Below are 24,817 nucleotides of genomic sequence, written 5' to 3' on the forward strand. Positions count from 1 at the left end.
CAGTCTGTTGGCAGCGCTTAGGCGGCGCAGACTGCCGCTTCCACTATGCCTTTTTAAGTAAAGGATGACTAAGTAAAGGGGGGATAGGTGCTGTAAGTCATGCAAGATGATGTCCATTATGGGAGGGAATTGGAATGATTGCTTTGGCATTTTCGAAAAGGTGGAAATTGCACGGTTTCATGATGCTCTTCTTTCTGATTAGTCTGCTGCTATTGTCCGCATCTTCCGTCAAAGCCGCTCAGCAAGAACCTTACAACTGGCAAAATGTACGCATTGGCGGCGGCGGATTTGTAACCGGGATCGCGATTCATCCGACGGAGCCGAATCTTGTCTATATTCGTACCGACGTCGGCGGCGCCTTACGCTGGGACGAAGTGAATCACAAGTGGATTCCATTATTGAATGCAATTCCAAGAGAAAAATACAATGAGTACGGCATCGACAGCATCGCACTTGATCCTTCGAATCCGAATGTGGTCTACATCGCAGCTGGCAAGTACAACTATGTAGGCGCTCCTGCGGATATTCTGAAATCAACGGATCGTGGAGCCAATTGGACTTCAACCGGGTTTGCACCTAGGCATTATGGTAACGGGCCAGGACGAGATTTAGGTGAACGGCTTATGGTAGACCCGAACAACAGTCAAATCATTTACATGGGAACGCGTTATGACGGGCTGTGGAAAAGCACATCCGGTGCCAGCTCAGGCTCATGGGAGCAGGTTACTAATTTCCCGACCCCCGGTGCCGATCCAACCGGACTCAATTTTGTTTTATTTGATAAGAGTACGGGTTCTCCGGGCATTGCGACTCAAACCATTTATGTCGGGGTCAAAGGCACTGGCATTTACCAGAGCGTAAATGGCGGGACGACATGGACGCTGATGAATGGAAGTCCGCTTACACCTCGTCGGGCTGTTCTGGCGGATGGCGGCACTCTGTATGTCACTTATGAATCTGGCGTCACGAAATTTGCAAACGGTGTATGGACCGACATTACGCCTCCGTCGACGGGGAGATACAACGGCATTACCGTAGATCCTACGAACCCGAACATCGTGATGACGGCCATTGAGGACGGCTCGAACACACCGGCTCCGATCTACCGGTCGGTCAATGGAGGAACGAACTGGACGCAGGTTACCTTCGTCAAACATCCGAATGTTCCGTGGTGGACGAGTAATTGGTTTGCTGCCAATACCTCCACCTTGACCATCGACCCCCATTTTCCGAATCGTGTCTGGTTAACCGACTTCTACGGCACATGGCGTACGGATGATATAACGGCAAGTCCGTCCCACTGGTATACGTACGAGGAGGGCCACGAAGAAGTGGTGACGTTCGCTTTGCGCAGCACGCCGATCGGTGCACCGCTGCTGAGCGGGCACGCGGATGTCGACGGTCTGCGTCATACTTCGCTGATGGCGTTTCCAAGTGGTAAATTCGGCAGTCCGTCTCTAGGCGATACGGTGTCGATCGACTTTCAAGAGAGTAATCCTAACTTCATCGCCCGGGTAGGTTCCACGCGTTATGCCGGTACAGGCGGCGGTGGTTACAGCACCAACAACGGGGCTTCCTGGACGGCGTTTCCCAATCCGCCAGGCGTGGCGGGCCGCATCGCCGTATCCGCTGGAAGCGAGACGCTGGTCTGGGTCCCGCAGAGCGGAAGTCCGATCTATTCAACCGATCGGGGACAAACGTGGAACCCGAGCACAGGCGCACCATCCGGAACCGTACACGATTTCTGGGTCTGGTACCAGCCGCTGGCGTCTGACCGCGTTAACAATAATACGTTCTATCTGTTAGAACGAAATACTTGGAAATTATTCCGCAGTACGGACGGTGGAGCGTCTTGGACGGTTGCGTCGACGATGCCGACAATACCAGCGAAAACTCCCGCGTATTTCAGCGTCAAGGCAGCGCCGGGTAAGGCGGGCGAAGTATGGGTCAGCCTGGATGGGGGAGGCCTCTGGCGTTCCAGCAACGCTGGCGATTCATGGACGCGGCTGCCGAATGTTCAGCAAGCGACATTGTTTGCATTTGGTAAAAATAAGCTTGGTTCTCCAGATCCCACAGTTTTCGTATACGGCAAGGTGGATAATACTGTAGGTATTTTCCGCTCCGATGATTTCGGCACCTCCTGGGTGAAGATTGACGTAGCCGATCCGGCAATTGGCGCTGAAGCCAACACGATGGAAGGCGACCGTCAGACTTGGGGACGTGTCTATATCGGAACGAATGGAACCGGTGTTTTCTACGGTGACACTTTGATGAGTGAAGGGACCGATACAGAGCCGCCGACAGCGCCTTCGAACCTGACATCTCCATCGAAAACATCCACGAGCGTTAACTTATCTTGGACGGCTTCAACCGATAACACCGGTGTAGCCGGGTACAACATTTACAGCGGAGGTGTCTATGTCGGTGCCACAACAATGCTCTCGAGTACAACATATACGGTAAACGGCTTAGCGCCTAGCACCGCCTATTCGTTTACGGTGAAAGCCAAAGATGGAGCGGGAAATCTGTCGGCTCCGAGCAATGCAGTGAGTGTGACGACAGCGTCTCCGCCGGCACCGCCGACGAATCTGACAACGACAGCGGCGACGCTCACGAGCCTCAGCCTGAGTTGGAGTCCGCCATCCAATCCCTCCGGCGTAGTCGGATATCGGATTTACGTCGGATCCAAGCAGGTCGCTGCTACCTCGGGCACGACGTATACGCTCACGGGACTACTGCCCAACCAAACATATTCGGTTACCGTTCGTTCCGCGGACGGTGCAGGCAGCACGTCAACAGCTAGTAATACAGTGGCTGCAACGACGGCGACAGGTCCGGGCACACTCGCATTCAGCGACGATTTTCAGGATGGGGTAGCGGATGGTTGGACGCCTGCGAACGGTACGTGGTCTGTCGTAACATCAGGCGGGTCCAAGGTTTACAAGCAAGCTTCCTGGCTGGATAAGAATGCGTTCAGTACCGTCGATACCAGCACATATACCAACTACAGCGTGGAAACGAACATCAAACTTACCCAAAATGATATCGATCTGGCAGCCGGTATTACGGCCCGCTATCAGGATCCGAACAATTTTTATTATTTCCGAATCAAAGCAGGCAAGCTGCAGATTGGCAAATCGGTGAACAACGTCATCACGATCCTGACTGCGAAAAATTATACGATGACGACGAATGAAGTGTACACGTTCACTGCGGTTTTAAACAACAGCACACTCGATTTCTATGTGAATGGGTTTAAGGAATTAACGGTTACGGATACGAGTCTTACTTCGGGGAAAATCGGCCTATATGCCTATAAAACGAGCGTTGAGTTTGACAATGTGAAAGTCGTTCATGATCGCGATTTCGCGCCGCCGACGGCTCCTGGCAATTTACGCTTAGTGTCCAAAAGCGAGACCACGGCAGATTTGGCTTGGGATGCATCCTTGGACAATATCGGTGCAACCCAGTATGAGGTATATCAAGGTTCAACGTTGATAGGAACCGTCACGTCCAACACGTATTCCGCGACCAACCTTGCGGCGAATACCGCTTACACGTTCAGCGTAAAGGCAAGGGATGCAGCAGGCAACGTGTCCGCAGCGAGCGGTCTGCTCAACGTCACGACAGACCCGTATCTGTTTCAAGCGAAGAAAACGGTCGCCCCCATTACCGTTAACGGATCCTTGGACGAACAAGTATGGTCCTCGTTCAAGCAGATCAAGAAAGCAATTATCGGAACTCCGAATAATACGGCTGAATTCAGCTCGCTCTGGGACAATACTTATTCGTATGTAGGCGTCAAAGTCATCGACGGGAATCTGTATAATACCTCCGTGCAACCTTATTATGATGACTCCATCGAAATCTATATCGACAGCAACAACAATAAGGGCACTACGTATGACAGCTATGACCAGCAGTATGTCAAGGGATGGAATGATAGTACGCTATGGCTGAAGAGAGTGATGCCAAGCGGTGTGCTGCATGGCTGGGCGCCGATTCCAGGCGGATACAGCGTGGAGCTGGCGATTCCGTGGAGTACTCTCGGCCTTACGCCGACCGCCGGTATGACCATCGGCTTCGACGTGGTGAACAATGACACAGACACCGGTGCCGGCCGGCAAAGCCAGCTGATGTGGGCCGGAACGAGCGACAACTGGACGAATACGTCCGCCTTCGGGAGTCTGCAGCTTTCCTCCACCTCTATTGGAGATACGCAGCCGCCGACAGCTCCGGCGAATTTGACATCACCCTCGCACACCGACCGGACGGCGGCATTGTCCTGGACGGCTTCGATGGACAATGTGGGCGTTACCGGATACGACATTTATAACGGTGGAAATCTGGTTGCAACGGTAACTTCGACGACCTATACGGTCACCGGGTTAACGCCGGGAGCTAGTTACCTCTTTACTGTAAAAGCCAAAGATGCGGAAAACAATGTGTCGGCGGCGAGCAACTCGGTCAGCGTCACGATGGATGCGTCCTACACGTTGCTCCCTGTTACCAAAATGAGTACCGCCATCCAAGTCGATGGCTCGCTGAACGAATCGGCTTGGGCCATAACGAAACAAGTGAGCAAAAACGTGGTCGGAACCTCTAACAACTCAGCACAGTTCGGGGTACTATGGGACGATACTTATTTGTATGTCGGGGTTAACGTCCTCGACGCCAATCTGTACAATAATTCGCCGGAGCCCTATTCCGACGATTCCGTCGAGATTTATATTGACGGCAATCATAACCAGGGCGCGACATATGACAGCTATGACCGGCAGTTTATCAAAGGATGGAACGACAGTACGCTATTCGAGGCGGCAAGCCGCACGGGCGGCGTGCAGCATGCATGGGCTACGACGACGGGTGGATACAGTTTTGAGATGGCGATTCCATGGGGTTCGCTTGGCATTACGCCATCCGCCGGGATGATGATTGGCTTCGACGTAGCGAACAATGACGAGGACGATGGCAACGGTCGTCAGAGCCAGACGGTATGGGCCGGCGAGTCCACGAACTGGACGAATACATCCGCATTCGGGGAATTGAAGCTGATAGCGCCATAAGATAGGGTAGCTGCCGATAACATCTGCTAGTGTCAACGACAAGTTTTGTAAATGCTAAGCACCTATGGCGTCGGTTCCGGTTTATTTGCATGGTGGATGGGAGCCCTGTTCATACCGGACCGACTGTCAAAGGATGTCCCGTACTCTAACGGAGAAACGTTCAGACGGGGAGAGAGAATAGTTGCAATTAAATGGTTGAGAGAAGGTGGCTGAACGTATGGAAATCATTCGTCGCGTTTCAACATCACAAAAAGCTATTGCTTTTACATTCGACGATGGTCCTAATCCGATCTATACTCCGCAATTGTTAGATATTTTCGAAGAGGTTTCCGGTCACGCTACGTTTTTCATGATGGGTAAACAAATCGAACTTTATCCCGAGACCGCTCTGGATGTCCATGTCAGGAAACATGAAATTGGGAACCATTCTTACTCCCATCCTTATATGACTCAAATTAGTTTGGACGCATGCGAGCGCGAGCTTTTCGATACGGACAGGTTAATCACACAGGTAACAGGCGGCCGGCCTGCTGTTATGCGTCCTCCATACCTCGATTATAACTTGGAAGTCCATGCGATTACTGCCAAACTGGAGTATCATGTCATAGGAGCTCTCAACGGAGAAGCCAAAGATTGGGGGATGCCTGGAGTAGAGCATATTCTCGATTCAACCCGAAAGCAGGTTGGATGCGGGAGCATTCTTCTCTTTCATGACGGCTTCGGGGACCGGTCCCAAACCATCGAAGCCGTTCGAATTTTAACCAAGGAATTAACAAAAGAAGGTTATCAGCTTGTAACGGTTAGTGAGCTCTTACAAATGCCGGAATCATAATCAAAAAATAGTGATCGTGATAGAGAAGAGGATCTCGAAAAGAACCTAGCCAACGGTTAGGTTCTTTTCGTTCATGTTGAACGTAAATAAAGTAAAAATAGTAGCATGAAAGGTGAAAATAGAAATTTGAATACGCTTTCATTTCTCGACATAATTTAACCATACACGATATAGAAGCATGAAAAGCGGCAGTTCGACGATCGGCTGCCGTTGTCCGTTGAAGGAACGGGCAGCTTAGTTCAACGCTCATTTGTGGTAAAATGGGAACTAAACTAACGAGGGAATGATAGTGTAATAACCACGCAAAGGGAATCACATTAGGTCTTGTTACTTGGTCATAAGTGCGCAATTAAAGGAGAGTTAACATGGGTGACCATAAAGATATGTATGACTACCCTCTGTTAAATCGTTCACTATGGATGGGAGATTGCTACGATATCAACGCTGTGATAGAAAGAATGGTAAAACCGTCAACTCTTCAGTCTTTAGAATCCGAACTTGGTTTTCAAATTGATATGTCCAAAGCAGCGAAGGTATGTCCTAACTGCTGTCATAATTCTTGAGCTACTTCTCACTTTAATTGCTTAATTGTCGCTTTAACCTGTGGTACGAGTAAAGAGCTGTTATTTGCCATGGGATAAAATCATTCCTTTTCTCAATGTGCTTTATTTTGTGGAGATTAAGGGATGATTATGCAAGAATAATCTCATTTGAAAAGCTTTAGTTCCCAGTAAGAAATTATTGTTTAATTTCTCCTACCAACTAAGTGATTGGCACAATGTGTCTGCTTATATTGCTTCTTAAGTGAGTACAATATATATGTTTCCAATTACTCAAAGGGGTGTGTTAAAGTTATGACTAATCAAAAGAAAAGCGTAAAATCCGAAAAGCAAAAAAACCAAAAACCAAATCAAAAGGGTAAAATTGATGAGGCAAATATTAATTAAGGTGGTTAGTTAACAAAATGGTTCACATATAAAGCCCTAAAAAAGCCTGAGGATACTTTCCCACAGAACAGGCTAAATGTTTTAGTTTATTTCATCAAGATAGAAAGGAGGTAATCTCAATGTCCGATAAAACTAAAACTAAGATAACCAAATCTCAGCGAACCGTTGATAAGGAACTGCAATCTCGAACTCGAAAATCGCCTGACCAGTCTGCACAAAATAATACACACGATCAACCAGGTGATGCTTAAAAACATTTCAGCGAACCATTCAATTAACAGTAGCTGAATCTGTTGGTGTTGATTACACAATTGCATGAGGCTCTATGTGGAATAAAGGTGGAAAATAGCATCATAATATAGTAGAAAGATCCTTTCGAATTTGGAGGATAAATAAAATGACATCCAGTAGAGGACATCAAGGAGCTCATGGCACAGGACAAATTGTTAAGCAACTGAACAATCAAGCCCAAGCCGCGGAGCAAATTCAAGGAAGTAATAAGGTCGATCAAGAAATTATTGCAGCCGCAAACGAACATAGTTCAGAACTGGATGAAATCATTGATACGGATGTCAATTCCTAAGTTGAGCTTCGGCATGGAACGATCTAAAGTAATACGAGTTAGAGACCTGCGGCATGCTTCATGCTGCGGTTTTTTTTTTTCTTGTTCGGCGGCACAAACATAATCGTTGTTACAGTAAGTAAAAAGTGCGTAACAGCAAACACGAGTTGAGGGGCTTGCCTCGCGGCAATTCCTTTTTTTCTTCATTCAAGTAACGGGCAGCATTCCTATAATAAGGAATGAAATTACCGAAATGTGACTACTTAATTTAATATTAAAGCCCAACAAACTCGATCGTAGTGAAATCAAGAATATACTGCTCATATTATGGCAAAATAATAAAAACAATAAGGAGAGATTCCCTTGAAAAGAACGATAGCTGATTCCATCGTGGAATCCCTTCTGAACGCCGGCGTTAAGCGAATTTACGGCATTATCGGCGATTCGCTTAATGCCTTGCTCGATGCGATCCGTCGTTCCGGAGAAATAGAATGGATCCATGTCCGCCACGAAGAGGTTGCAGCGTTCGCGGCTGGCGCGGATGCCACCCTCAGCGGAGGAATCGCCGTTTGTGCGGGTAGCAGCGGACCTGGTAATTTACATCTCATTAACGGATTGTACGATTGCCATCGAAACCGGGTGCCAGTGCTTGCGATTGCCGCTCATATTCCGAGCAGTGAAATTGGCAGCGGCTTTTTTCAAGAGACTCGTCCGGACTTGTTGTTTCAGGAATGCAGCTTCTTTTGTGAAATCGTAACCGGACCGAGGCAAATACCTCGAGCGGTTACGATGGCGATGCAAACCGCGACGGCAAAGTCTGGAGTGTCTGTCTTAGTTCTTCCTGGTGATGTAGCCGCTTTCGAATACGACGAAAGCCCGGTTCCAGAACGCGTCATCCATTCCACCCGGCCAATTGTCTGCCCTTCTACAGACGAATTGAAGACGCTTGCCGACTACTTAGACAAAGGCAAGAGGATCACCTTGCTGTGCGGTGCTGGCTGCTCGGGAGCTCATGCTTCGCTCATGAAGCTGTGCGAGAAACTGCAATCCCCGATGGTCATAGCGCTGCGAGGAAAAGAATATCTGGAATATGACAACCCGTATTCCGTCGGATTAACCGGTCTTATCGGATATTCATCAGGATACCACGCCATGATGGAATGCGATGTCCTACTCATGCTGGGTACCGATTTTCCATACCGGCAATTTTATCCGCAAGAAGCGACCATCCTTCAGGTTGATTTGGATTCCTCCCGACTAGGCCGGCGAACGCCGCTCGCATACGGGGTGTGCGGAGACGTACAGACGACGGTCGACATGCTATTACCCCTTTTAATGGAACCGCACTCCCCTGATCATTTGCAGCACTTTGCAGCACATTATGCCAAAGTCCGCGAGGAACTGGACAACCTTGCAGCTCCTGGTCGAGCTCCTATTCATCCGCAATTCCTCATGAAGGTAATCAGTGATCTCGCAGATGAGGATGCCATTTTGACTTGCGATGTTGGTACGCCGACTGTGTGGGCTGCCCGATACTTGAGCATGAATGGAAAAAGAAGGCTACTTGGCTCGTTTAACCACGGGACAATGGCGAACGCCATGCCCCAGGCGATTGGGGCTCAGGTTGCGCAACCGGAACGCCAGGTCATATCGCTGTCTGGGGACGGGGGACTCACTATGCTGCTCGGAGATCTATTGACCCTTCGTCAGCATAAGCTCCCGATCAAGATCGTTGTCTTTAATAATGGCGCGCTTGGATTCGTGGAATTAGAAATGAAAGCAGCTGGCTTTTTAGAATTCGGAACGGAACTCGACAATCCAAACTTTGCGGCACTTGCTCAAGCCATGGGAATCGAAGGAATTCGCGTCGAGGATCCGAATGACTTGGAAAGCGCCGTTCGCCGAACCCTCGAACACAGCGGTCCGGTAGTGCTGGACGTCGTCGTCAATCGTCAGGAGCTGGCGATGCCGCCGAAAATCAACCTCGAGCAGGCTCGAGGATTTACGATGTGGATGCTGAAAGCCGTTTTGAACGGGCAAGGCAACGAAGTCATCGAACTGGCGAAAACCAATCTCCTTCGGTAATAAATAGGAGTACTTGGACTCCTACAACTGACTGGTCACACTGCCTTAGTCGCAAGTTTAAAATAGCCCCCATCTGATTGCCAGATGAGGGCTATTACGCTTACGTTAATACAAAAAGAATTACAGCCGGTTACATCGCAATTATCTCTAGTATGTATCGAAATTTATTCGATTTGGTGCCTATGTCCGATTAATGAGGTAGAGAACTTTGAGCAATCGGCAGCTCGTTAAACGGAGAACGATAGTTGATCATATTGCACCGATCAGGCTTGTCGAAATGAAAAAAAACAAAGTTGACAAAGTAGAAAGAAGAAAGTAGGATTAAATCAGAACAACTTGTAAACGTTTACGTAAACGTTTGCGTAAACGTTACTACAATTGAAGGAGATTCCTTTTATTGTCAATTATCTAGTTGAAGTCATGAAGGTGGTGATATAAAACATTGAGCCTGACCCGCTGCTTCTCGTTTATGCTAGCTGACACTCTTCATAGAAAGGAGATTAAAGTGTTGTAAATAGTAAGCGCTTACGTAAAAAGTTGTTTTTGTTTATCGGAAAATTGTAAGCGTATTCTAAACAGAATAGTGGGAGATGTCAATTGATGAGGAATAAAAGGACTTTTCGCGGTAATATGAAAAAATTCCTAGCCATTTTATTTGCCTCACTTTTAGTGGTTCCTAATTTACCGCCAACCGTAGTAAAAGCAGCTACGACCATTACCAATCCTAGCTTTGAGTCGGGGGATTTGACCGGTTGGACAGCAACCGGAACTACATTTACCAACACAAGCGTAGCGAACGATACAAATTACTGGAACCTGCAAAAATTCAATCAACATAACTTCTGGCACATTTGGGATGGCAAAGGCGACAATTCCAAAGTTGGCGTTTTGCAATCCGAGACGTTTACTCTCGGCGGCAACGGCGCGGTCGATTTTCTGATCGGCGGCAACAACGACATCAATAACCTGTATGTCGCGCTCGTTCGGGATTCCGACGGCGTCGAGCTGATGAAAGCGACAGGGACCAATACAGATACTTATGCGCGGGTCAATTGGAACGCGGCGGCGTACGTCAACACAGTCGTCAAAATCAAAGTCGTTGATAATTCCACGACGGGCCATATCAACATTGACGATTTCCACGTTCCGCAAACGGCAACGCTGCACGGACACGTATCGCCGGCGCTGTACAATCCGGACTTCGAATTGACGGATCTGGTGCCTTTTGAAATCAAGGGCTGGACGAACGTCAGCGGCGACGCGTTCGCGCCAAGCAACCTGGTGTATGAGAATAATTACAGCCAGGGCGGCGCATTCGGCAAAGCCGGCACCTATCACTTATTTGGATTCAAAGCGGCTGGCGATAGTGCGACCGGTACGCTGCAGTCCTCCACCTTTACACTTAGCGGCAATGGCGGCATCGACTTCCTGATCAGCGGCGGCCGCGACATCACCAATCTGTACGTATCGCTTGTACGCGTATCGGACGGAGCCGTACTCTTTAAAGAAACCGGCAGTAATTCCGAAGCTTACCGGCGTGTGTTCTGGGACGCTTCGGCTTACCTCAGCCAAGATGTGTACATCAAAATCGTTGACAGTTCGACGGGTGGTTTTGGCCACATCAATGCCGACGATTTCAATGTGCTCAATTCCATATACGCAGGCGGCCTGGTCGGCCAGTGGCATTTGAATGAAACGACTGGCGCAACAACATCCGAGACGGTATCGGGTAATGCTGATGCGGTGGCATACCACTTGAATACTGGCGTATACCAATCATCGCAAAGTCCTCTTTGGAAAAGCGATGGAATCAGCAGCGGAGCGCTATTGTTCGACGGATATTCCACATGGGTCGATCATCCGGTGAATAAGTTCCCAACACCTACGAAAGCGATTACAGTCGAAGCGTGGGTTGCTCCGCGCAACTTCGAATCGGGTGCAGAAGGACGTTTGTCCGCGATCGTCAACCAGCATAACCGGGAGGCGAAAGAGGGCTTTATTCTCGGTAACTCTCGGGGAGGCACATTTGGCTTCCAATTTGGAACAGGCAGTGACTGGCGTGAAATCATGTCGGATCAGCAGTTGCCGCTCAACGAGTGGTCGTATGTGGTCGCTTCGTACAGCAGTGACACAGGTCTTGCGGCTCTGTACTTGAACGGGAAACAAGTAGCGACAGCGAATTTCCCTGTAGGTCAGCAGATTTTGGCTAGCGATACTGATCTATTGATTGCCAAAAACAATCAAGCTTTTTGGCTGTACGGATTTAACTTGAATTCGTTCAGCGGTTTGATCGACGAGGTGAAAATTCGCAACCAAGTCACGCCGGCGGCCGATATTCAAAGCGCTTACAATTCGTATAAGAGCGCTCTTGGCGGGAACCTGCCGACAGCGAACAATCGTATCGACCGCAGCATTTTGGCGAACGATTCGCAGCGTCCGCAATTCCACGCTGAACCGCCTTCTGCATGGCAGAACGAGCCGGGCGGCGCACTCTACTTCAATGGCCAATACCATGTATTCTACCAAAGCAATCCACGTGGACCTTACTGGGATAACATCCGTTGGGGCCATCTGGTCAGCAGCGACATGGTTCACTGGCGAGACGCGAAAGACGCGGTAATTCCTGAGAAGAATGCGGTCGATATCGACGGCGCATGGGCAGGCGGTTCCGTTCTGGACGGCAACAATATTCCGGTTATTTTCTATACAGCCGGTGATAATCACCAATCGCCAGGACAGCGAATCAATATCGCTCGCAGCAACTATGGCGTTGACGCAGATAACGACCTGAACAACTGGAACAAAAGTCCGAAGGTCGTCGTTAACCAGCAATCAGGTCAAGGAATGTCGGGTGAGTTCCGCGACCCATTCGTTTTCAAGGACGGCAGTACGTGGTTTATGCTGGTAACTTCGGGCAAGGCTGACAACACGGGCGGCACTGCACTTGTTTACTCGACAACCGATCCGACGCTGGAATCCGGTTGGACGTTTAGAGGAGACCTGTACGACGGTGACTTTGCCACCTATCCGCAAACCGGGCGCGTCTGGGAACTGCCGAACTTACGTCCGCTCGGCACGAGCGGCAAGTACATTTTCATGATCAACCCGGCCAAAATGGCAAGCTCGGAGCTCCAATCCCGCTATACGTACTACTGGATCGGTACATGGAACCCGACGACGGCGCGGTTTACGCCGGACAATGCGACGCCGCAGCTGCTTGACGTCGGTGAACATTTCACGGGACCTGCAGCCGGCCTGACAGCTGACGGCAGAACGGTCATCTATAGCATCGCGCAAGGCCGCAGAACGGCAACGATGGACTCCGATGCCGGATATGCGCACAACTTCGGAATTCCGCTGAACGTGTACCTGCGCGCAGACGGCAAGCTCGGTGAGGAGCCGATCAGTGAACTGACATCTCTTCGCGGCACACAGCTCGTTAACATCACGACGAATACAACTTTCGCGGCAGCCAATACGGCGTTGTCCAGCATCAGTTCCGACATGTATGAAATCGTGGCGGATATCGATCCGGGCACTGCGAATGAAGTAGGATTCAGTCTGCGCCGCTCGCCGGGGGCAGAAGAGTACACCAATATGTACTATAAGGTGAGCTCGAAGGAATTCTGGGTCGACCGGACGAAAAGCAGTCTGAACCCGGATGTCGAGAAATGGTATCAGGGCGGCGTCACTGACATTGGTACGTCTACAGTTCAGTTGCACATTTATGTGGACCGTTCAATGATCGAAGGATACTTGAATGGGTTGAAATCGCTCACAACACGTGCTTATCCGACACGCAGCGACGCAAAAGGCATTCAGTTATACGCCAACGCAAACTCGAGCACGGTAACTGTTAAATCTCTGCAAGTGTGGGCGATGAATTCCGCTTACACAGCGGTTAACCCGACAGTTGTTACCTTACCTGCATCGAAAACGATTATTAATGGAGACAGCCAATTGCTGCTGGCTACAGTATCTCCTTCGAACGCAACAAACAAAGATGTCATTTGGACATCCAGCAACCCGGCTGTGGCATCGGTTATCAACGGAAATGTAACTGCGAATTCCGTAGGTACCGCAACCATTACGGCAAAAACAAGGGTCGGCAACTTTACTGCAACCAGCGCGATAACGGTTACCGCCGAACCGGCGCATGGAAATTTAATTAACCCGGACTTCGACAATAATTTGTCGGGCTGGACGATTCTGAGCGGCGACGCGTTCAGCAATCTGGACGTGACAACAGCCAAAAGCTGGAGTTGGGGCGGTCCGTTCAACCAGAGCGGAAACAGCCATTTCTGGGGTGCGGCTAATACGACCGACTCGCAAATCGGTTCGATGCGCTCACAGAAATTTATTCTCGGCGGAAATGGCCAAATCAACTTCCTGATCGGCGGCGGCAACAACTATTATGATCTGTATGTGTCACTGGTTCGCGCTTCGGACGGCAAAGAATTGTTCAAAGCCACCGGCGGCGACCGCGAATCGTACAGCCGAGTCAATTGGGATGCGGCCGATTACATCGGCACACAGTGTTACATCAAAGTGGTCGACAACGCGACTGGCGCATGGGGCCATATCAATATCGACGATTTCCATGTACCGACGCAGGCGCCGACAACCGTCAACATCACTAATCCGGACTTTGAGACCGGCAACTTGACGGGCTGGACCGTTGTCAGCGGCACCGAGTTCGTCAACGCCGACGTAACTTCGGATACCGGCTGGGGCTATGGTGGACCGTTCAATCAAAACGGAACGTACCACATGTGGGGCTTTAAAGGTGCAAGTTCCGATACACCGGTCGGTGTCATGAAATCAACTACGTTCACGTTGGACGGAACTGGATGGATCGACTTCCTGATCGGCGGCGGCAACGACATCAACAACGAGTACGTCGCACTCGTCAGAGCGTCTGATGGCGCGGAGCTGATTAAAGAAACAGGTAAGAACAACGAGCAATACAGACGGGTATTCTGGGATGCATCCCAGTATCTCGGTGAAGACGTGTACATCAAAGTCGTTGATAACTCGACCGGTGGTTGGGGCCATATCAACGCTGACGATTTCCACGTATACAATACAGCAAGCGATCTCGCAGGTACTCGCTATCAGCAGTACCGGGAATCATACCATTTTGCACCACAACAGAAATGGATGAATGACCCGAACGGACTTGTTTATTCCAACGGCGAGTACCATATGTTCTATCAAAAGAACTCTACAGGACTCACTTGGGGACCGATGTTCTGGGGCCATGCAGTCAGTACAGATCTTGTGAACTGGCAGGAGCTGCCGATCGCGCTTGAGCACGACAGCAACGGATTCCCATGGTCGGGCAGCGTCGTAGTAGATACGAACAACACGAGCGGATTCCTAACCGGCACGACCCCGCCAATGGTCGCGATATTCACGCAGGAAAACAGCGGCACGCAGGTGCAAAGCGTCGCATACAGTAACGACAATGGACGTACTTGGACAAAATACGCAAGCAATCCGGTCATTACGATGCCGGCAGGGCTTACCGTGTTCCGCGATCCGAAAGTATTCTGGAACGCAGGAACGAGCAAATGGGTTATGGTTATATCTGCGGGCGACCGCGTGCGCTTCTACACGTCCACTAATTTGAAAAGCTGGACGTACGCGACCGAATTCGGCAGCGCGGATGGTTCGCATGGCGGCACGTGGGAATGTCCGGACTTGTACCAATTGCCGGTTGACGGCAACACGGGCAACATGAAATGGGTATTGTCGGTCAGCATCGCCAATGGTGCGCCAGCAGGCGGTTCAGGCATTCAATATTTCGTGGGACAATTTAATGGAACTACCTTTACGAATGACAATCCATCAACAACGGTACTATGGCGTGATAATGGTTCGGACGATTATGCTGCAACATCGTTCAATAACATTCCGTCAACGGATGGCCGCCGGATTGAAATCGCTTGGATGAACAACTGGAACTACGGCCAAGGCATCCCAGCTTCTGTTTCGAGAAGCGCAATGACGCTTCCTCGCGAAGCGAAGCTGGTAACTACAGGCTCTGGCGTGCGCTTGACGTCGAACCCTGTGACTGAGGTCAATGCTTTGCGCGGTACGACAAACAGCTGGACAAACCAAACGATTACACAAACTGGAACGAACTTGTTGTCAAGCTTGTCGGGCGACAAGTGGGAGATCGTCGCAGAATTCCAAGACAATACAGCGACAGCAACGGAGTATGGCTTCAAAGTGCGTAAAGGCGCGAACGATTCAACTGTAGTCGGGTACAATAAATCGACCGGTAAAATGTTCGTTGACCGCACCGCATCGGGCGAGTCTAAATTCGACAGCACTTTTGCGGCTAGACACGAAGTTGCCATGACTGCCGACAGCAATAAAATCACGCTTCACATTTACGTAGATCGTGCATCTGTTGAGGCGTTCGGCAACAACGGCAAGGCAGTGATCACCGATCAAATCTTCCCGCTTCTTGCCGATACGGGACTGGAGCTTTACTCAACGGGGGGCAACGTCACGTTGAACAGCTTGAATGTGTATAACCTGACACCAACGACGCAATTGACGAATAACGATTTTGAAACAGGTGACCTGACCGGTTGGACGGTTGTCAGCGGTACGGCTTTCAGCAATTCCAGCGTTACATCGCTGACAAACTGGGGCTGGGGCGGCATGTTCCAGCTGAACAATAAGTATCACTTGTACGGCTACCTGAACGGCGGAGACGCTGCGGTTGGAACCATCAAATCGTCAACCTTCACACTGGGTGGCAGTGGTAAAATCGATTTCCTGGTCGGCGGGGGCAACAGTATAAGTAATCTGTATGTCGCCTTGGTCCGTGCTTCGGACGGAGTCGAACTGATGAAATCGACAGGAACGAACAGTGAAACGTACTCGAAAGTGATCTGGGACGCTTCAGTCTACTTGAATACCCCATGTTACATCAAGATCGTAGATAATAACACCGGCGGTTGGGGTCATATCAACCTGGACGATATTAACGTTCCAGTGAAGTAGTAATATGAAATAGCATCCTATAAGATTTAGCTTACAACGCACCGGAACCAAAATGGTTCCGGTGTTGTTTATTGATCGGACCAGTTCAGGTTAATAAGTATAATTAGGAGTAAGAAACTTTACTGATTCTGGAAACGTCTAATTATTGAATTGATTTTGGATAAAATGGAGGCATATTTGAATTGTAAAAAAACATTCATCATAAGTATGTGTGTTTTAACAATCATTGGATTGGTATCTGCCACCACTTGGTATCAAATTACAGATCCATTAACAAATGAAGGACTTCAGCAAGTCAACTACCAAGATGTAGGACAAAAAGAATATGTCCTTGAGTTAAGTAATGTGGGCAATGGTAAAATCGACATTCTAAGTGTGATGATTAACGGAGATAATACACCCGATACAGTTCAGCTCGGTGTCACTTATGATTCAGCTGCCATGGTACAAGTTCTTTCTAATCCCGATCCAGCACTTAAGTTTACAGATATCCACGCATCCTCCATTTACCCTAAACTTTCACTAAAAGAATTTCATGCTGCGTTGGAGAAAAAAGTACAAACCCCGATGCAATATGGATTACGCTTCCGTTATGAAAAACAACCGATTCAAAGTGTGACCATCCGTTATAAATATTTAGGCTTCACAAAAGTCAAAACCATAACAAGATGGTTCAATGATGAAGCTAAATGACTCAATTCTAACGGATAACGATAGTTGAAAACCGAAAGGGCTATCGCGTGATAGCCCTTCGTTACGGGTAATTTAGCGTGATGAAACTGGCTGCTTTTTCAAGCTCCTTAAGCGATACGACAACATGTAAATTCCAACATATGGTATAATGGGGTGACAATTATACATTGATGAGAGAGCAATTTGATTTAAAAAAACCAATTAAAGGTGGTTGAATAAATGAAGCGTAATTCGATGAAAAGAATTGCAATATACTTGATTTATTCTGTTGTAATGATTAGCATAATTTCACTTGGATTTAAGTATCAGAATTATTTGGATAATGAGGCACAACAAACGTATAAAATTAGTTCTACTCTAATTTTTGCAGTGATGTTTCCTCTCATTCTTGGGATTCTCTTTTCTGTACCAAGTTTTTATCGTAATTTTCGGAAGCATGGAACTTGGAAGATAGATTGGGTTAAACTCTGTATTATAGGAATACCTACACTTTATATCGTATTTATTCCCTTGCTTATGGTTTTAGGCTTAAATACAATTAAGTTGCCCTTTGCGATGTTTTTATTTAATTCCGGACAAATATCATTTACCATTAGTGGCTTAGTTTTTGGTTATTTGTTATTGGGCGTATTCGAGAAGAACAACTAATTTCAATAAAACATGGATTTGATTAGGAATGAAAAAGGTAACATAAATTCATAAAATAAGAGAAATAATTGTCCTATAATCACAAATGATTTATTCGTAACGGCAGGCTTTGATACAAAGCCATATTTAATTCTTAATGCTTAACTGGAGAAATCGAATTATCGTTACTGGAGTAAGAGGCGTTTACTTAAACGAAAATGGTAAGTTTGCAATATAAACTACTGATAGTGAAGTAAGATTTTGTACTTTGTTTGGAAAAAACACGACAGACTTAACAGAGCAATTTTTAATGACCAACAAGGACTACTAACGTGGGCAGTTGGAACTAGATGCTTTAATTTTGATGGACAGGAATTGTGGAATACAGAAATACATTTTTTGAAATAGCTTGGCATAAAAATTTAGGATGTTGGTTGGGTATATAACATTCTGATAATCGTTGTGAAGGAATGATACTTGTCCAAAGATGCTATCAATTCCTGATAATAGAGATTGTATGGGATTTTATTAAATAAAAGAGAAGTTCTATTTAAAGAAACCACTCCATTGGCAGGAGTGGCTTTGTCTTTATATGTTGATATATATTTTGTGATCAAAATGAACTTTGTGCTCAGATACATTTCGGGGAACTTTATCATAGAGCGAACTTAGTTCGCTACGCTAACTGGGAGCGTTAGCGCAGAAAACACCGCTCTTCCAGACTATGTCGAGCGAGATTCGCTTAACAACGGCGCAGTGCGATGATGAATGCGGCCAGAGAAGCCAGGGAGGCGATCGTCCGCACATGGTTCCAGGCTACCCAGCGAGATAGATAGTGTTGCCAGACTTCCGCACCTTTGGCGCTGCCGGGTTCGACGGCGGCGAGCGCATCGTTAAGAGGCACGTTAAAGATGATCGTGGCGACGAAAGCGCCGACAAAATAGAGCAGGCTGCCGATCAGTATGTACAGTGCGCCGGGCGTACCCAGCCGGAAAAACGATACGCCCCCCAGGACGACGGAGACAAATGCAGTTCCCATGAAAACGAAGCTGAAAAGTGTCTGCAGGATGGTCGAGTTGATGGACTGCATCGCGACGATCCCTTGCGCCGCCGGGAGCCGGGCGAGTGCGGCCATGACGAAGGTTGAGAAAGCGAAAAAAATGCCCGCGATCAACCCCGAGCCGAGCGCGGAGGCATAGGTGAGGCCGATGGTCCATTTAGCCATAAACATCCAACTCCTTTTAATTAATTGCAAGCAAATAAAAATTGCTGAACTCCTCGTTTAGGGGGAAATCGAAAGGCCTTGTTTCTCACGGCGTTCTTTGAAGTAGATATCGAGCAAGGGGGAAATTGCTTGCTCTTACAAATATATAAGGATTTCCAGATAATGTGAAGTACATCTTTTTGAAAACGCGTCGTAGAATCATTATGCTAAACTTTCCTGTTAGGGCTAAGAAATAGCCTTTGTCAAAAAAGGAGCGCCTCGGTATGATGGGTTTGTCCCGGGATTAAGCCTACAGTGTCCGGTTACAGAATCGAATTATTCGCTGGTTGGATATTCGCTTCATGCTTAGTGAGATTCCGATAGCAAGTCAGCTTCGCTCTATCAAGGGGCTTGGCCCCATCTTTGTTGCAGCGATTTTAGCTGGTGCGGGTGATCTTAGACAGTATGCGCATGGACGTCAGTTACTGCGAAAAGCGGTCTTAATCTAGCTGAAAGTACGTCAGGAAAACGGAAGGGACAGATAGTCATATCTAAACGTGGAGATTCAACCTTACATAAGTATTTGTTTCTCGCTACTCTACAGCTCATTGGTGTAAATCCTGTATTTCGAGAGTTACATGAGTATAACGTTAAAGTTAACCAAGCTTAAACTGGAGTCTCATGGCCGATTTAAAGCCTATTTAAAACAAAAATAGATACTTGACTATTAATCAATCAGACAAGAGTCCATCATATAAATGTATAAGTTACATAGTATACTTTAGTCTATAGGGAGGTGTTTTTATTGGTTTTATCCAAATCCAGTCGAAAAAAAGTATTTAAAAAGAAATCAGTTGTATGTCGCCCTTCGAATAGAAAAAAAGCGTGTAAGAAACTTATTATCGTCAGAAAAAAAATTGTACTTGTACGTAGTCCACGTCCCCAAATTAATGTTTCTGTCCCTCAAGGGATTCAGGGACCTACCGGTCCTCAAGGAATTCAGGGACCCATAGGACCTGGGGCATTACTTAAATGGTACGATTTTATAGAAGTCCCTGACCCTATGATTCCTGGAGGTACTGCAATTACAACGTTTCCACTATCATCTCCACCTACTTCATTCGGGCCTGAAGTTCCTATAGCTGAGTTATTCATCACCCTGGATAATATCGATTCTGATGATAGAGCAGAGTTAAAAGTGACTATCGTTTGGAATTTTGGCGTTACAACAACTGTTCCTAGTCCTGAAATTTCAGTTCTTTCCCAACAAATGCAATTCAGTATATGGCGTGATGCAGCTTTAACAGGAACACGTCTTTGTTCAGTAGTTGATCACGGTAATATTACACAAATTTCAGAAACAGCTCCAGTCGGAACTCCAATAATCCAAACTTTGACGACATCGTTCACATGCACTGATATAGGAATTACCGGTACACCACATAAGTATTTTTTAACAGGCGCAGCAGGCCCAGCTAATGGCTTCTTTGTATCGGCGGGTGACGACGGTGGTGGTCCAGCACCTATTACCACTTTCGACAATCCAAACGTTACAGAAGTTCATTTTAGTGGAATGGTTATTGACCGCAATTCTTAAGAAACAAAACGCTTATGAGTCTATGATTGATTATAGTATTCATTCAACTAATAATCAGTACGATATGAGTCAATTTGAAGATGATAGTGATAACGATGTGAACGAATATGATCTTTTTGACTACAAGTACCTTGATTATTACTGGACAGAAGGAGGATGGTCTTAAATTGAGAGCATGAAATTAACTTAATTGTATTATGGGATCAACTCATTTTTAAATCGACATTACCACCTTGGTTGAGAAATTGGAGAAGGGCGAATTATAGGCCCTTTTTAAAAATACGATCAATTTCGTTGATTTCTTCTACTGTTAGGTGGACGTCTAATGTTTTTAAATTATCCAGCACTTGCTCTGCTCTTTTTGCTCCGGGAATGACAACATTAATTGAATCATGTGTTAAATACCAAGCAAGGACTACATGAGCAACTTCAGCATTTTTTGCATTTGCAATTTTACGGAGCTGCTCTACCTTTTCTAAATTATTTTTAAATTTATCGCCCTGAAAGTGAGGCATATCTTTGCGTAGATCATTGAATGTCATATCCTTATTGTATTTACCAGCAAGCAAGCCTGATGCTAGTGGAAAATATGGAATAAACGAAATGTTATTCTCTGTTGTATATGGAAAGAATTCTTGTTCCGCTTCACGCTGCAGCAAATTGTAGTTTCCCTGTAATACATCGACAAAGCCATCCTTATTTGCTTCTTTCAATTGTTCATGTGAGAAATTAGAAACGCCAATTGCTCTAATTTTACCTTCGTCCTTTAGCTGTTTTAAGACTCCAACCGCCTCATCTTTTGGTGTATCCTGATCTGGAAAATGGATATAAAATAAATCTATGTAATCTGTTTGCAGCCTTTTCAAACTATCTTCAACGGCTTGTTTTAAAAAAGTAGGCGAATTATCCATGGCAACATCATTGCCTACAAGTGTAAGGCCGCCTTTTGTTGTAAGGATGAGTTCATGACGCTTTCCTGCTTCTTTTATCACTTCACCTACTAGCTCCTCTGAACGTCCTGTTCCATAAAAAAACGCCGTATCTAAAAAATTCACTCCATGGTTGATCGCAGCCCGCACCAAATCTTTTCCTACATCTTCATTTAAATTAGGATAAATATTGTGCCCACCTACAGCGCTTGTTCCAAGTCCGATTGGATTGACAACTAAATCTGTTTTACCAATTCGTATTTGTTTCGTCATTCTCTTCAACTCCCTCTCGTTTTTAATCGTTTAGTCACTTTTATATTACCTTTTTCTCCAGTAACTAATTAGCCTAAAATTGCGAGTATGCAATATCGGATTCGGTATAGATCCTGTGTCCAGAGTCGGTATGACCGGATGGTGAGAACAAACCGATCTGGTCGTAGTATCGCAATGTTTGAACCGTTAATCCTGCTAATTTCGCAAGTTCTCCAACTTTCCACTCTCGTTTCACGATCATCCCTTTTTTCGCGCGAGGTTTTACCGGTATCTACATCTTAATTCATTACGTTACGTAAGTTTCAAGTACAATATGTAATTATTAAAATGATGAACATGCAGTATTTTTACAAAATAAATTTCCAGAGGGGGAAATGGTCGTGCAAGACCTGACAAAGAACGTACTCGAAGACATGAACAAGCAGCTTGATCGAATCATAAAGAGCTTGAACATGCTTGATGATGATTTGATTTGGAAAAAAATGAAGGATTCTATGAACAGTATCGGAAATCTTTGCTTACATTTAGCGGGAAACGAGTATCAGAACCTCATAAGTGCAATCGGAAACAAACCTTTCATTCGGGAACGGACTCAAGAATTTAATTCTGAAGGTGGCATATCAAAGGATGAATTGATTAGTCTTCTTTTGAAGACACGGTCCGAATCGGCAAGTATATTATCGGTTTTGTCAGAGGAGGATATAAAAAGGGAAGTCATAATCCGCTATGATCTGGAGGATTGGAACAAAATGCTTCGGGTTAACGCTGCAGAAGATGAAACCTATGAAATGAGAGTAATCAGTAGGCTTCTTGTTCAGGTTGCTGCACACTACGGATATCATGCAGGGCAAATTGTGCTACTCTCCAAATTACTGAAAGATACGAATGAACACATCACAGGACAGTATCATTAATCATTCATTGCAAGAACGAATGAGTGTGCTAAAGAACAATACTTCACTGATAGAAATGACTCTTGAGTGATGCATTTTATCTCATTCCTTTTTATCGGGATTATCATTGATTTTCTTATCCACTTACTCAGACGTACAAAAACTTCAACTTAATTTGTAAATTGATTTTAAAAGAAAGTTTTGAAGTGACATAGGCGTTCACTCTATGGGGTGAACGCCTATTAAATTTCTTTATGGAGGTTCATCGGGTTCAATGAAAAGAGGGGATCATGCCAGAGAACAATTCATTCAAGATTTTTGGTCCTTCTACGATAAATAAAACAAGCACACAATCATGTCTCAACAGGGCTTCATATAATAGATAAGCTTCGACAAAAAGGAGGTGTATTTTTAATGGTAAGATTACTAGATAATAGAACATCGCAAAATGCTAGTTTTCAACAATCGATCAGTTCTTCGACCTCCAGCACTCCCACATTATTTGGACAGGTAGGGCTAGATTGTTTGAATCCAGGAGGACTCATACGTGTTGATTTTACTGCAACAGTGACCATTTCGTTTCCAAGTAACGCAACAGCTTTAACTATCCTTATCCAAGTTGTAAGAGGAACACTGATAACAGATCCATTGGTGTACTCCGCTAATCTAACCATACCAGCTACACCAGAAGCGGGCTCTCTTATCTTTCCTTATACCGTTACAGGATCAGATTACAACGTCCCAGCTCCTCCAAACAACCAGCTTATTTATACCGCATTCATAAGTTCCAACAGCACCCTACCGCTTCGGGTCGGTCCGGAAAGTTTTAATGTCGCTGCGTATTCGGACTTTTAACGAATCACTTGCATTGGAATTGAGTTGAATCGTTACAATCACGAGAGTACGCAACTTAGCATCTTAAAAAGACTCAACTCCCTCGGGAAAGAGTTCAATACAAACAGCGATAGTCTAGGGCTTTTTCTCGCCCGAGTCTGTCGCTGTTTCTTTTATTATATAAGAACGGAACAAGTCCAGGATAGATACGAAGCGCCGGCCATTTGAAAACATGTGTTGAATGAGCCTTTTGAGGGGAGAACGATCCTCATAAATGGGAGGAGCATTCTTCCGTATGTGAATATAGGGAAATTCGAGAAACGGATGATAAAAAAAGGAAGCCAAATCATTTTCACCGAAGCTGTTAGCTTGGTTCATCATCCTATTCACATCTTGTTCCACGGTTTCACTGCCTATATAGCCCAAGGGCGTAGGTACATAATATGTCTTCCCGAAAATCGAACTTGATCTGCGAAAAGTCATTTGTCGGCTGTTGGGGGCTTCTGGATTATCTTCATAAATCAAGCAGGTGCAAGCCTCCAAAATCTTGCGTTGAACTTCGGATGCCGTATAATGCGGGGTTTCAAACCAATTCGGGTGCAAACCTGCAGCATGAAACTCGGAATATGCCATGTAAAATCGTCTGTAAGCGTAAGACTTTTGAAAATGAAACATGGTTGATAACGATTCCAGCGGATCCCCAGGTGGGCAGTCTTTCTTACATCCCGAATAAGCAAATTCATATCCCTCAGCACTGATTGACTGGCCATACTGGTGAGTATATCCGTGCATGCCGAGTGATGCTCCGCGTGCGCACAAGGCATGTAGGGTTTGAACGAATCTTACGGAAACAGGATTGTGAGGATTTCCCATGGGGCAATCGACTCCACGTAGGGGATCTATAAATCGTGAGATCACCGCAACCTGAAAAGGCACTCCATGCATATATAAATAATCCGCAAGAGCGAGTAATTTCAGTTGACTCTCCGCCGTTTCGTAATAACCCCCAGGTCCGACATCCTCGAGCCGAATTAATGCTTCCAACATTCAATCTCCCCCCAAAATTGTATGTTGCCTCTTTTACCAATTTATGTGAATGACTTGAGTTTCATCACTTGATGACACCTGTGTATTATTGGGCAGAGTCTTTCATTGCACGATGCTTGATGAGAAAATCGTCTATCAAAACGAAGAAGAAGGCTTCGAAGAAACGGTGAAGAAGGTAACTAATCACCTCAAGTCAGCGTAGATCCAC

The 24,817-nt window shown here is 46.4% G+C and carries 16 protein-coding genes and 1 pseudogene; 13 read left to right on the forward strand and 4 right to left on the reverse strand.

The genetic code is table 11. The annotated features are described in order from the left end of the window. Nucleotides 1–134 precede the first annotated feature (134 nt). From NYR53_RS05940 to NYR53_RS05975, 8 genes are all read left to right on the forward strand, one after another. Nucleotides 135–5,066, forward strand: coding sequence for a sugar-binding protein (locus NYR53_RS05940; RefSeq protein ID WP_261304345.1), 4,932 nt, complete (start codon nucleotides 135–137; stop codon nucleotides 5,064–5,066). A 217-nt stretch (nucleotides 5,067–5,283) separates the two neighbouring features. Beyond that, the gene (locus NYR53_RS05945) at nucleotides 5,284–5,898 is read left to right on the forward strand and encodes a polysaccharide deacetylase family protein (protein WP_261304346.1); all 615 of its coding nucleotides are present in this window, start codon (nucleotides 5,284–5,286) and stop codon (nucleotides 5,896–5,898) included. Nucleotides 5,899–6,964: 1,066 nt separating this feature from the next. Then, nucleotides 6,965–7,096: a hypothetical protein gene (locus tag NYR53_RS05950; RefSeq protein ID WP_261304347.1), complete on the forward strand. Its 132-nt coding sequence runs from the start codon at nucleotides 6,965–6,967 to the stop codon at nucleotides 7,094–7,096. A 146-nt stretch (nucleotides 7,097–7,242) separates the two neighbouring features. Then, the gene (locus tag NYR53_RS05955) at nucleotides 7,243–7,428 is read left to right on the forward strand and encodes a hypothetical protein (protein WP_261304348.1); all 186 of its coding nucleotides are present in this window, start codon (nucleotides 7,243–7,245) and stop codon (nucleotides 7,426–7,428) included. A 342-nt stretch (nucleotides 7,429–7,770) separates the two neighbouring features. Further along, nucleotides 7,771–9,492: a ubiquinone-dependent pyruvate dehydrogenase gene (gene poxB, locus NYR53_RS05960; RefSeq protein WP_261304349.1), complete on the forward strand. Its 1,722-nt coding sequence runs from the start codon at nucleotides 7,771–7,773 to the stop codon at nucleotides 9,490–9,492. Between the two features lie 600 nt (nucleotides 9,493–10,092). Next, nucleotides 10,093–16,512, forward strand: coding sequence for a GH32 C-terminal domain-containing protein (locus NYR53_RS05965; protein ID WP_261304350.1), 6,420 nt, complete (start codon nucleotides 10,093–10,095; stop codon nucleotides 16,510–16,512). Nucleotides 16,513–16,719: 207 nt separating this feature from the next. Beyond that, nucleotides 16,720–17,205 (forward strand): hypothetical protein, encoded by a 486-nt coding sequence (locus NYR53_RS05970; protein ID WP_261304351.1) that lies wholly within the window; start codon nucleotides 16,720–16,722, stop codon nucleotides 17,203–17,205. Nucleotides 17,206–17,424: 219 nt separating this feature from the next. Beyond that, nucleotides 17,425–17,853: a hypothetical protein gene (locus NYR53_RS05975; protein ID WP_261304352.1), complete on the forward strand. Its 429-nt coding sequence runs from the start codon at nucleotides 17,425–17,427 to the stop codon at nucleotides 17,851–17,853. A 721-nt stretch (nucleotides 17,854–18,574) separates the two neighbouring features. Here NYR53_RS05975 and NYR53_RS05980 read toward each other — a convergent pair. Continuing rightward, the gene (locus NYR53_RS05980; RefSeq protein ID WP_261304353.1) at nucleotides 18,575–19,057 is read right to left on the reverse strand and encodes an anthrone oxygenase family protein; all 483 of its coding nucleotides are present in this window, start codon (nucleotides 19,055–19,057) and stop codon (nucleotides 18,575–18,577) included. Nucleotides 19,058–19,398: 341 nt separating this feature from the next. Between NYR53_RS05980 and NYR53_RS34605 the strand changes: the two genes are divergently transcribed. From NYR53_RS34605 to NYR53_RS05995, 3 genes are all read left to right on the forward strand, one after another. Further along, nucleotides 19,399–19,545, forward strand: a complete 147-nt coding sequence (locus tag NYR53_RS34605) for a transposase (protein ID WP_261304354.1) — start codon at nucleotides 19,399–19,401, stop codon at nucleotides 19,543–19,545. A gap of 38 nt (nucleotides 19,546–19,583) precedes the next feature. Continuing rightward, on the forward strand, nucleotides 19,584–19,706 hold the full coding sequence (locus tag NYR53_RS34610) for a hypothetical protein (protein ID WP_261306289.1): 123 nt from the start codon (nucleotides 19,584–19,586) through the stop codon (nucleotides 19,704–19,706). 135 nt (nucleotides 19,707–19,841) lie between these two features. Then, nucleotides 19,842–20,633: a hypothetical protein gene (locus NYR53_RS05995; protein WP_261304355.1), complete on the forward strand. Its 792-nt coding sequence runs from the start codon at nucleotides 19,842–19,844 to the stop codon at nucleotides 20,631–20,633. 260 nt (nucleotides 20,634–20,893) lie between these two features. Here the strand turns inward: NYR53_RS05995 and NYR53_RS06000 are convergent, their stop codons facing one another. Both NYR53_RS06000 and NYR53_RS06005 read right to left on the reverse strand, forming a co-directional pair. Then, nucleotides 20,894–21,835: an aldo/keto reductase gene (locus NYR53_RS06000; RefSeq protein WP_261304356.1), complete on the reverse strand. Its 942-nt coding sequence runs from the start codon at nucleotides 21,833–21,835 to the stop codon at nucleotides 20,894–20,896. Between the two features lie 88 nt (nucleotides 21,836–21,923). Next, nucleotides 21,924–22,070 (reverse strand): annotated as a pseudogene (locus NYR53_RS06005) (MerR family DNA-binding transcriptional regulator); the annotation flags it as partial. A gap of 145 nt (nucleotides 22,071–22,215) precedes the next feature. Between NYR53_RS06005 and NYR53_RS06010 the strand changes: the two are divergent. Both NYR53_RS06010 and NYR53_RS06015 read left to right on the forward strand, forming a co-directional pair. Then, nucleotides 22,216–22,749: a DUF1572 family protein gene (locus tag NYR53_RS06010; RefSeq protein ID WP_437180131.1), complete on the forward strand. Its 534-nt coding sequence runs from the start codon at nucleotides 22,216–22,218 to the stop codon at nucleotides 22,747–22,749. 393 nt (nucleotides 22,750–23,142) lie between these two features. Then, nucleotides 23,143–23,583: a hypothetical protein gene (locus NYR53_RS06015; protein WP_261304358.1), complete on the forward strand. Its 441-nt coding sequence runs from the start codon at nucleotides 23,143–23,145 to the stop codon at nucleotides 23,581–23,583. A gap of 114 nt (nucleotides 23,584–23,697) precedes the next feature. Here NYR53_RS06015 and NYR53_RS06020 read toward each other — a convergent pair whose 3' ends face one another. After that, nucleotides 23,698–24,609: a DUF2334 domain-containing protein gene (locus tag NYR53_RS06020; protein ID WP_261304359.1), complete on the reverse strand. Its 912-nt coding sequence runs from the start codon at nucleotides 24,607–24,609 to the stop codon at nucleotides 23,698–23,700. Between the last annotated feature and the right edge of the window lie 208 nt (nucleotides 24,610–24,817).

The organism is Paenibacillus andongensis, from assembly GCF_025369935.1.
Lineage (GTDB): Bacteria > Bacillota > Bacilli > Paenibacillales > NBRC-103111 > Paenibacillus_E > Paenibacillus_E andongensis.

Bases quoted from the DNA above. Each gene is read 5' to 3' on its own strand.
- NYR53_RS05980 (WP_261304353.1), bottom strand. From the start codon at position 19,057: ATGGCTAAATGGACCATCGGCCTCACCTATGCCTCCGCGCTCGGCTCG.
- NYR53_RS05975 (WP_261304352.1), top strand. From the start codon at position 17,425: ATGAAGCGTAATTCGATGAAAAGAATTGCAATATACTTGATTTATTCT.
- NYR53_RS05940 (WP_261304345.1), top strand. From the start codon at position 135: ATGATTGCTTTGGCATTTTCGAAAAGGTGGAAATTGCACGGTTTCATG.
- NYR53_RS06000 (WP_261304356.1), bottom strand. From the start codon at position 21,835: ATGACGAAACAAATACGAATTGGTAAAACAGATTTAGTTGTCAATCCA.
- NYR53_RS06020 (WP_261304359.1), bottom strand. From the start codon at position 24,609: ATGTTGGAAGCATTAATTCGGCTCGAGGATGTCGGACCTGGGGGTTAT.
- NYR53_RS05945 (WP_261304346.1), top strand. From the start codon at position 5,284: ATGGAAATCATTCGTCGCGTTTCAACATCACAAAAAGCTATTGCTTTT.
- NYR53_RS05950 (WP_261304347.1), top strand. From the start codon at position 6,965: ATGTCCGATAAAACTAAAACTAAGATAACCAAATCTCAGCGAACCGTT.
- NYR53_RS06015 (WP_261304358.1), top strand. From the start codon at position 23,143: ATGGTAAGATTACTAGATAATAGAACATCGCAAAATGCTAGTTTTCAA.
- NYR53_RS34605 (WP_261304354.1), top strand. From the start codon at position 19,399: ATGCTTAGTGAGATTCCGATAGCAAGTCAGCTTCGCTCTATCAAGGGG.
- NYR53_RS05970 (WP_261304351.1), top strand. From the start codon at position 16,720: ATGTGTGTTTTAACAATCATTGGATTGGTATCTGCCACCACTTGGTAT.
- NYR53_RS05955 (WP_261304348.1), top strand. From the start codon at position 7,243: ATGACATCCAGTAGAGGACATCAAGGAGCTCATGGCACAGGACAAATT.
- NYR53_RS05965 (WP_261304350.1), top strand. From the start codon at position 10,093: ATGAGGAATAAAAGGACTTTTCGCGGTAATATGAAAAAATTCCTAGCC.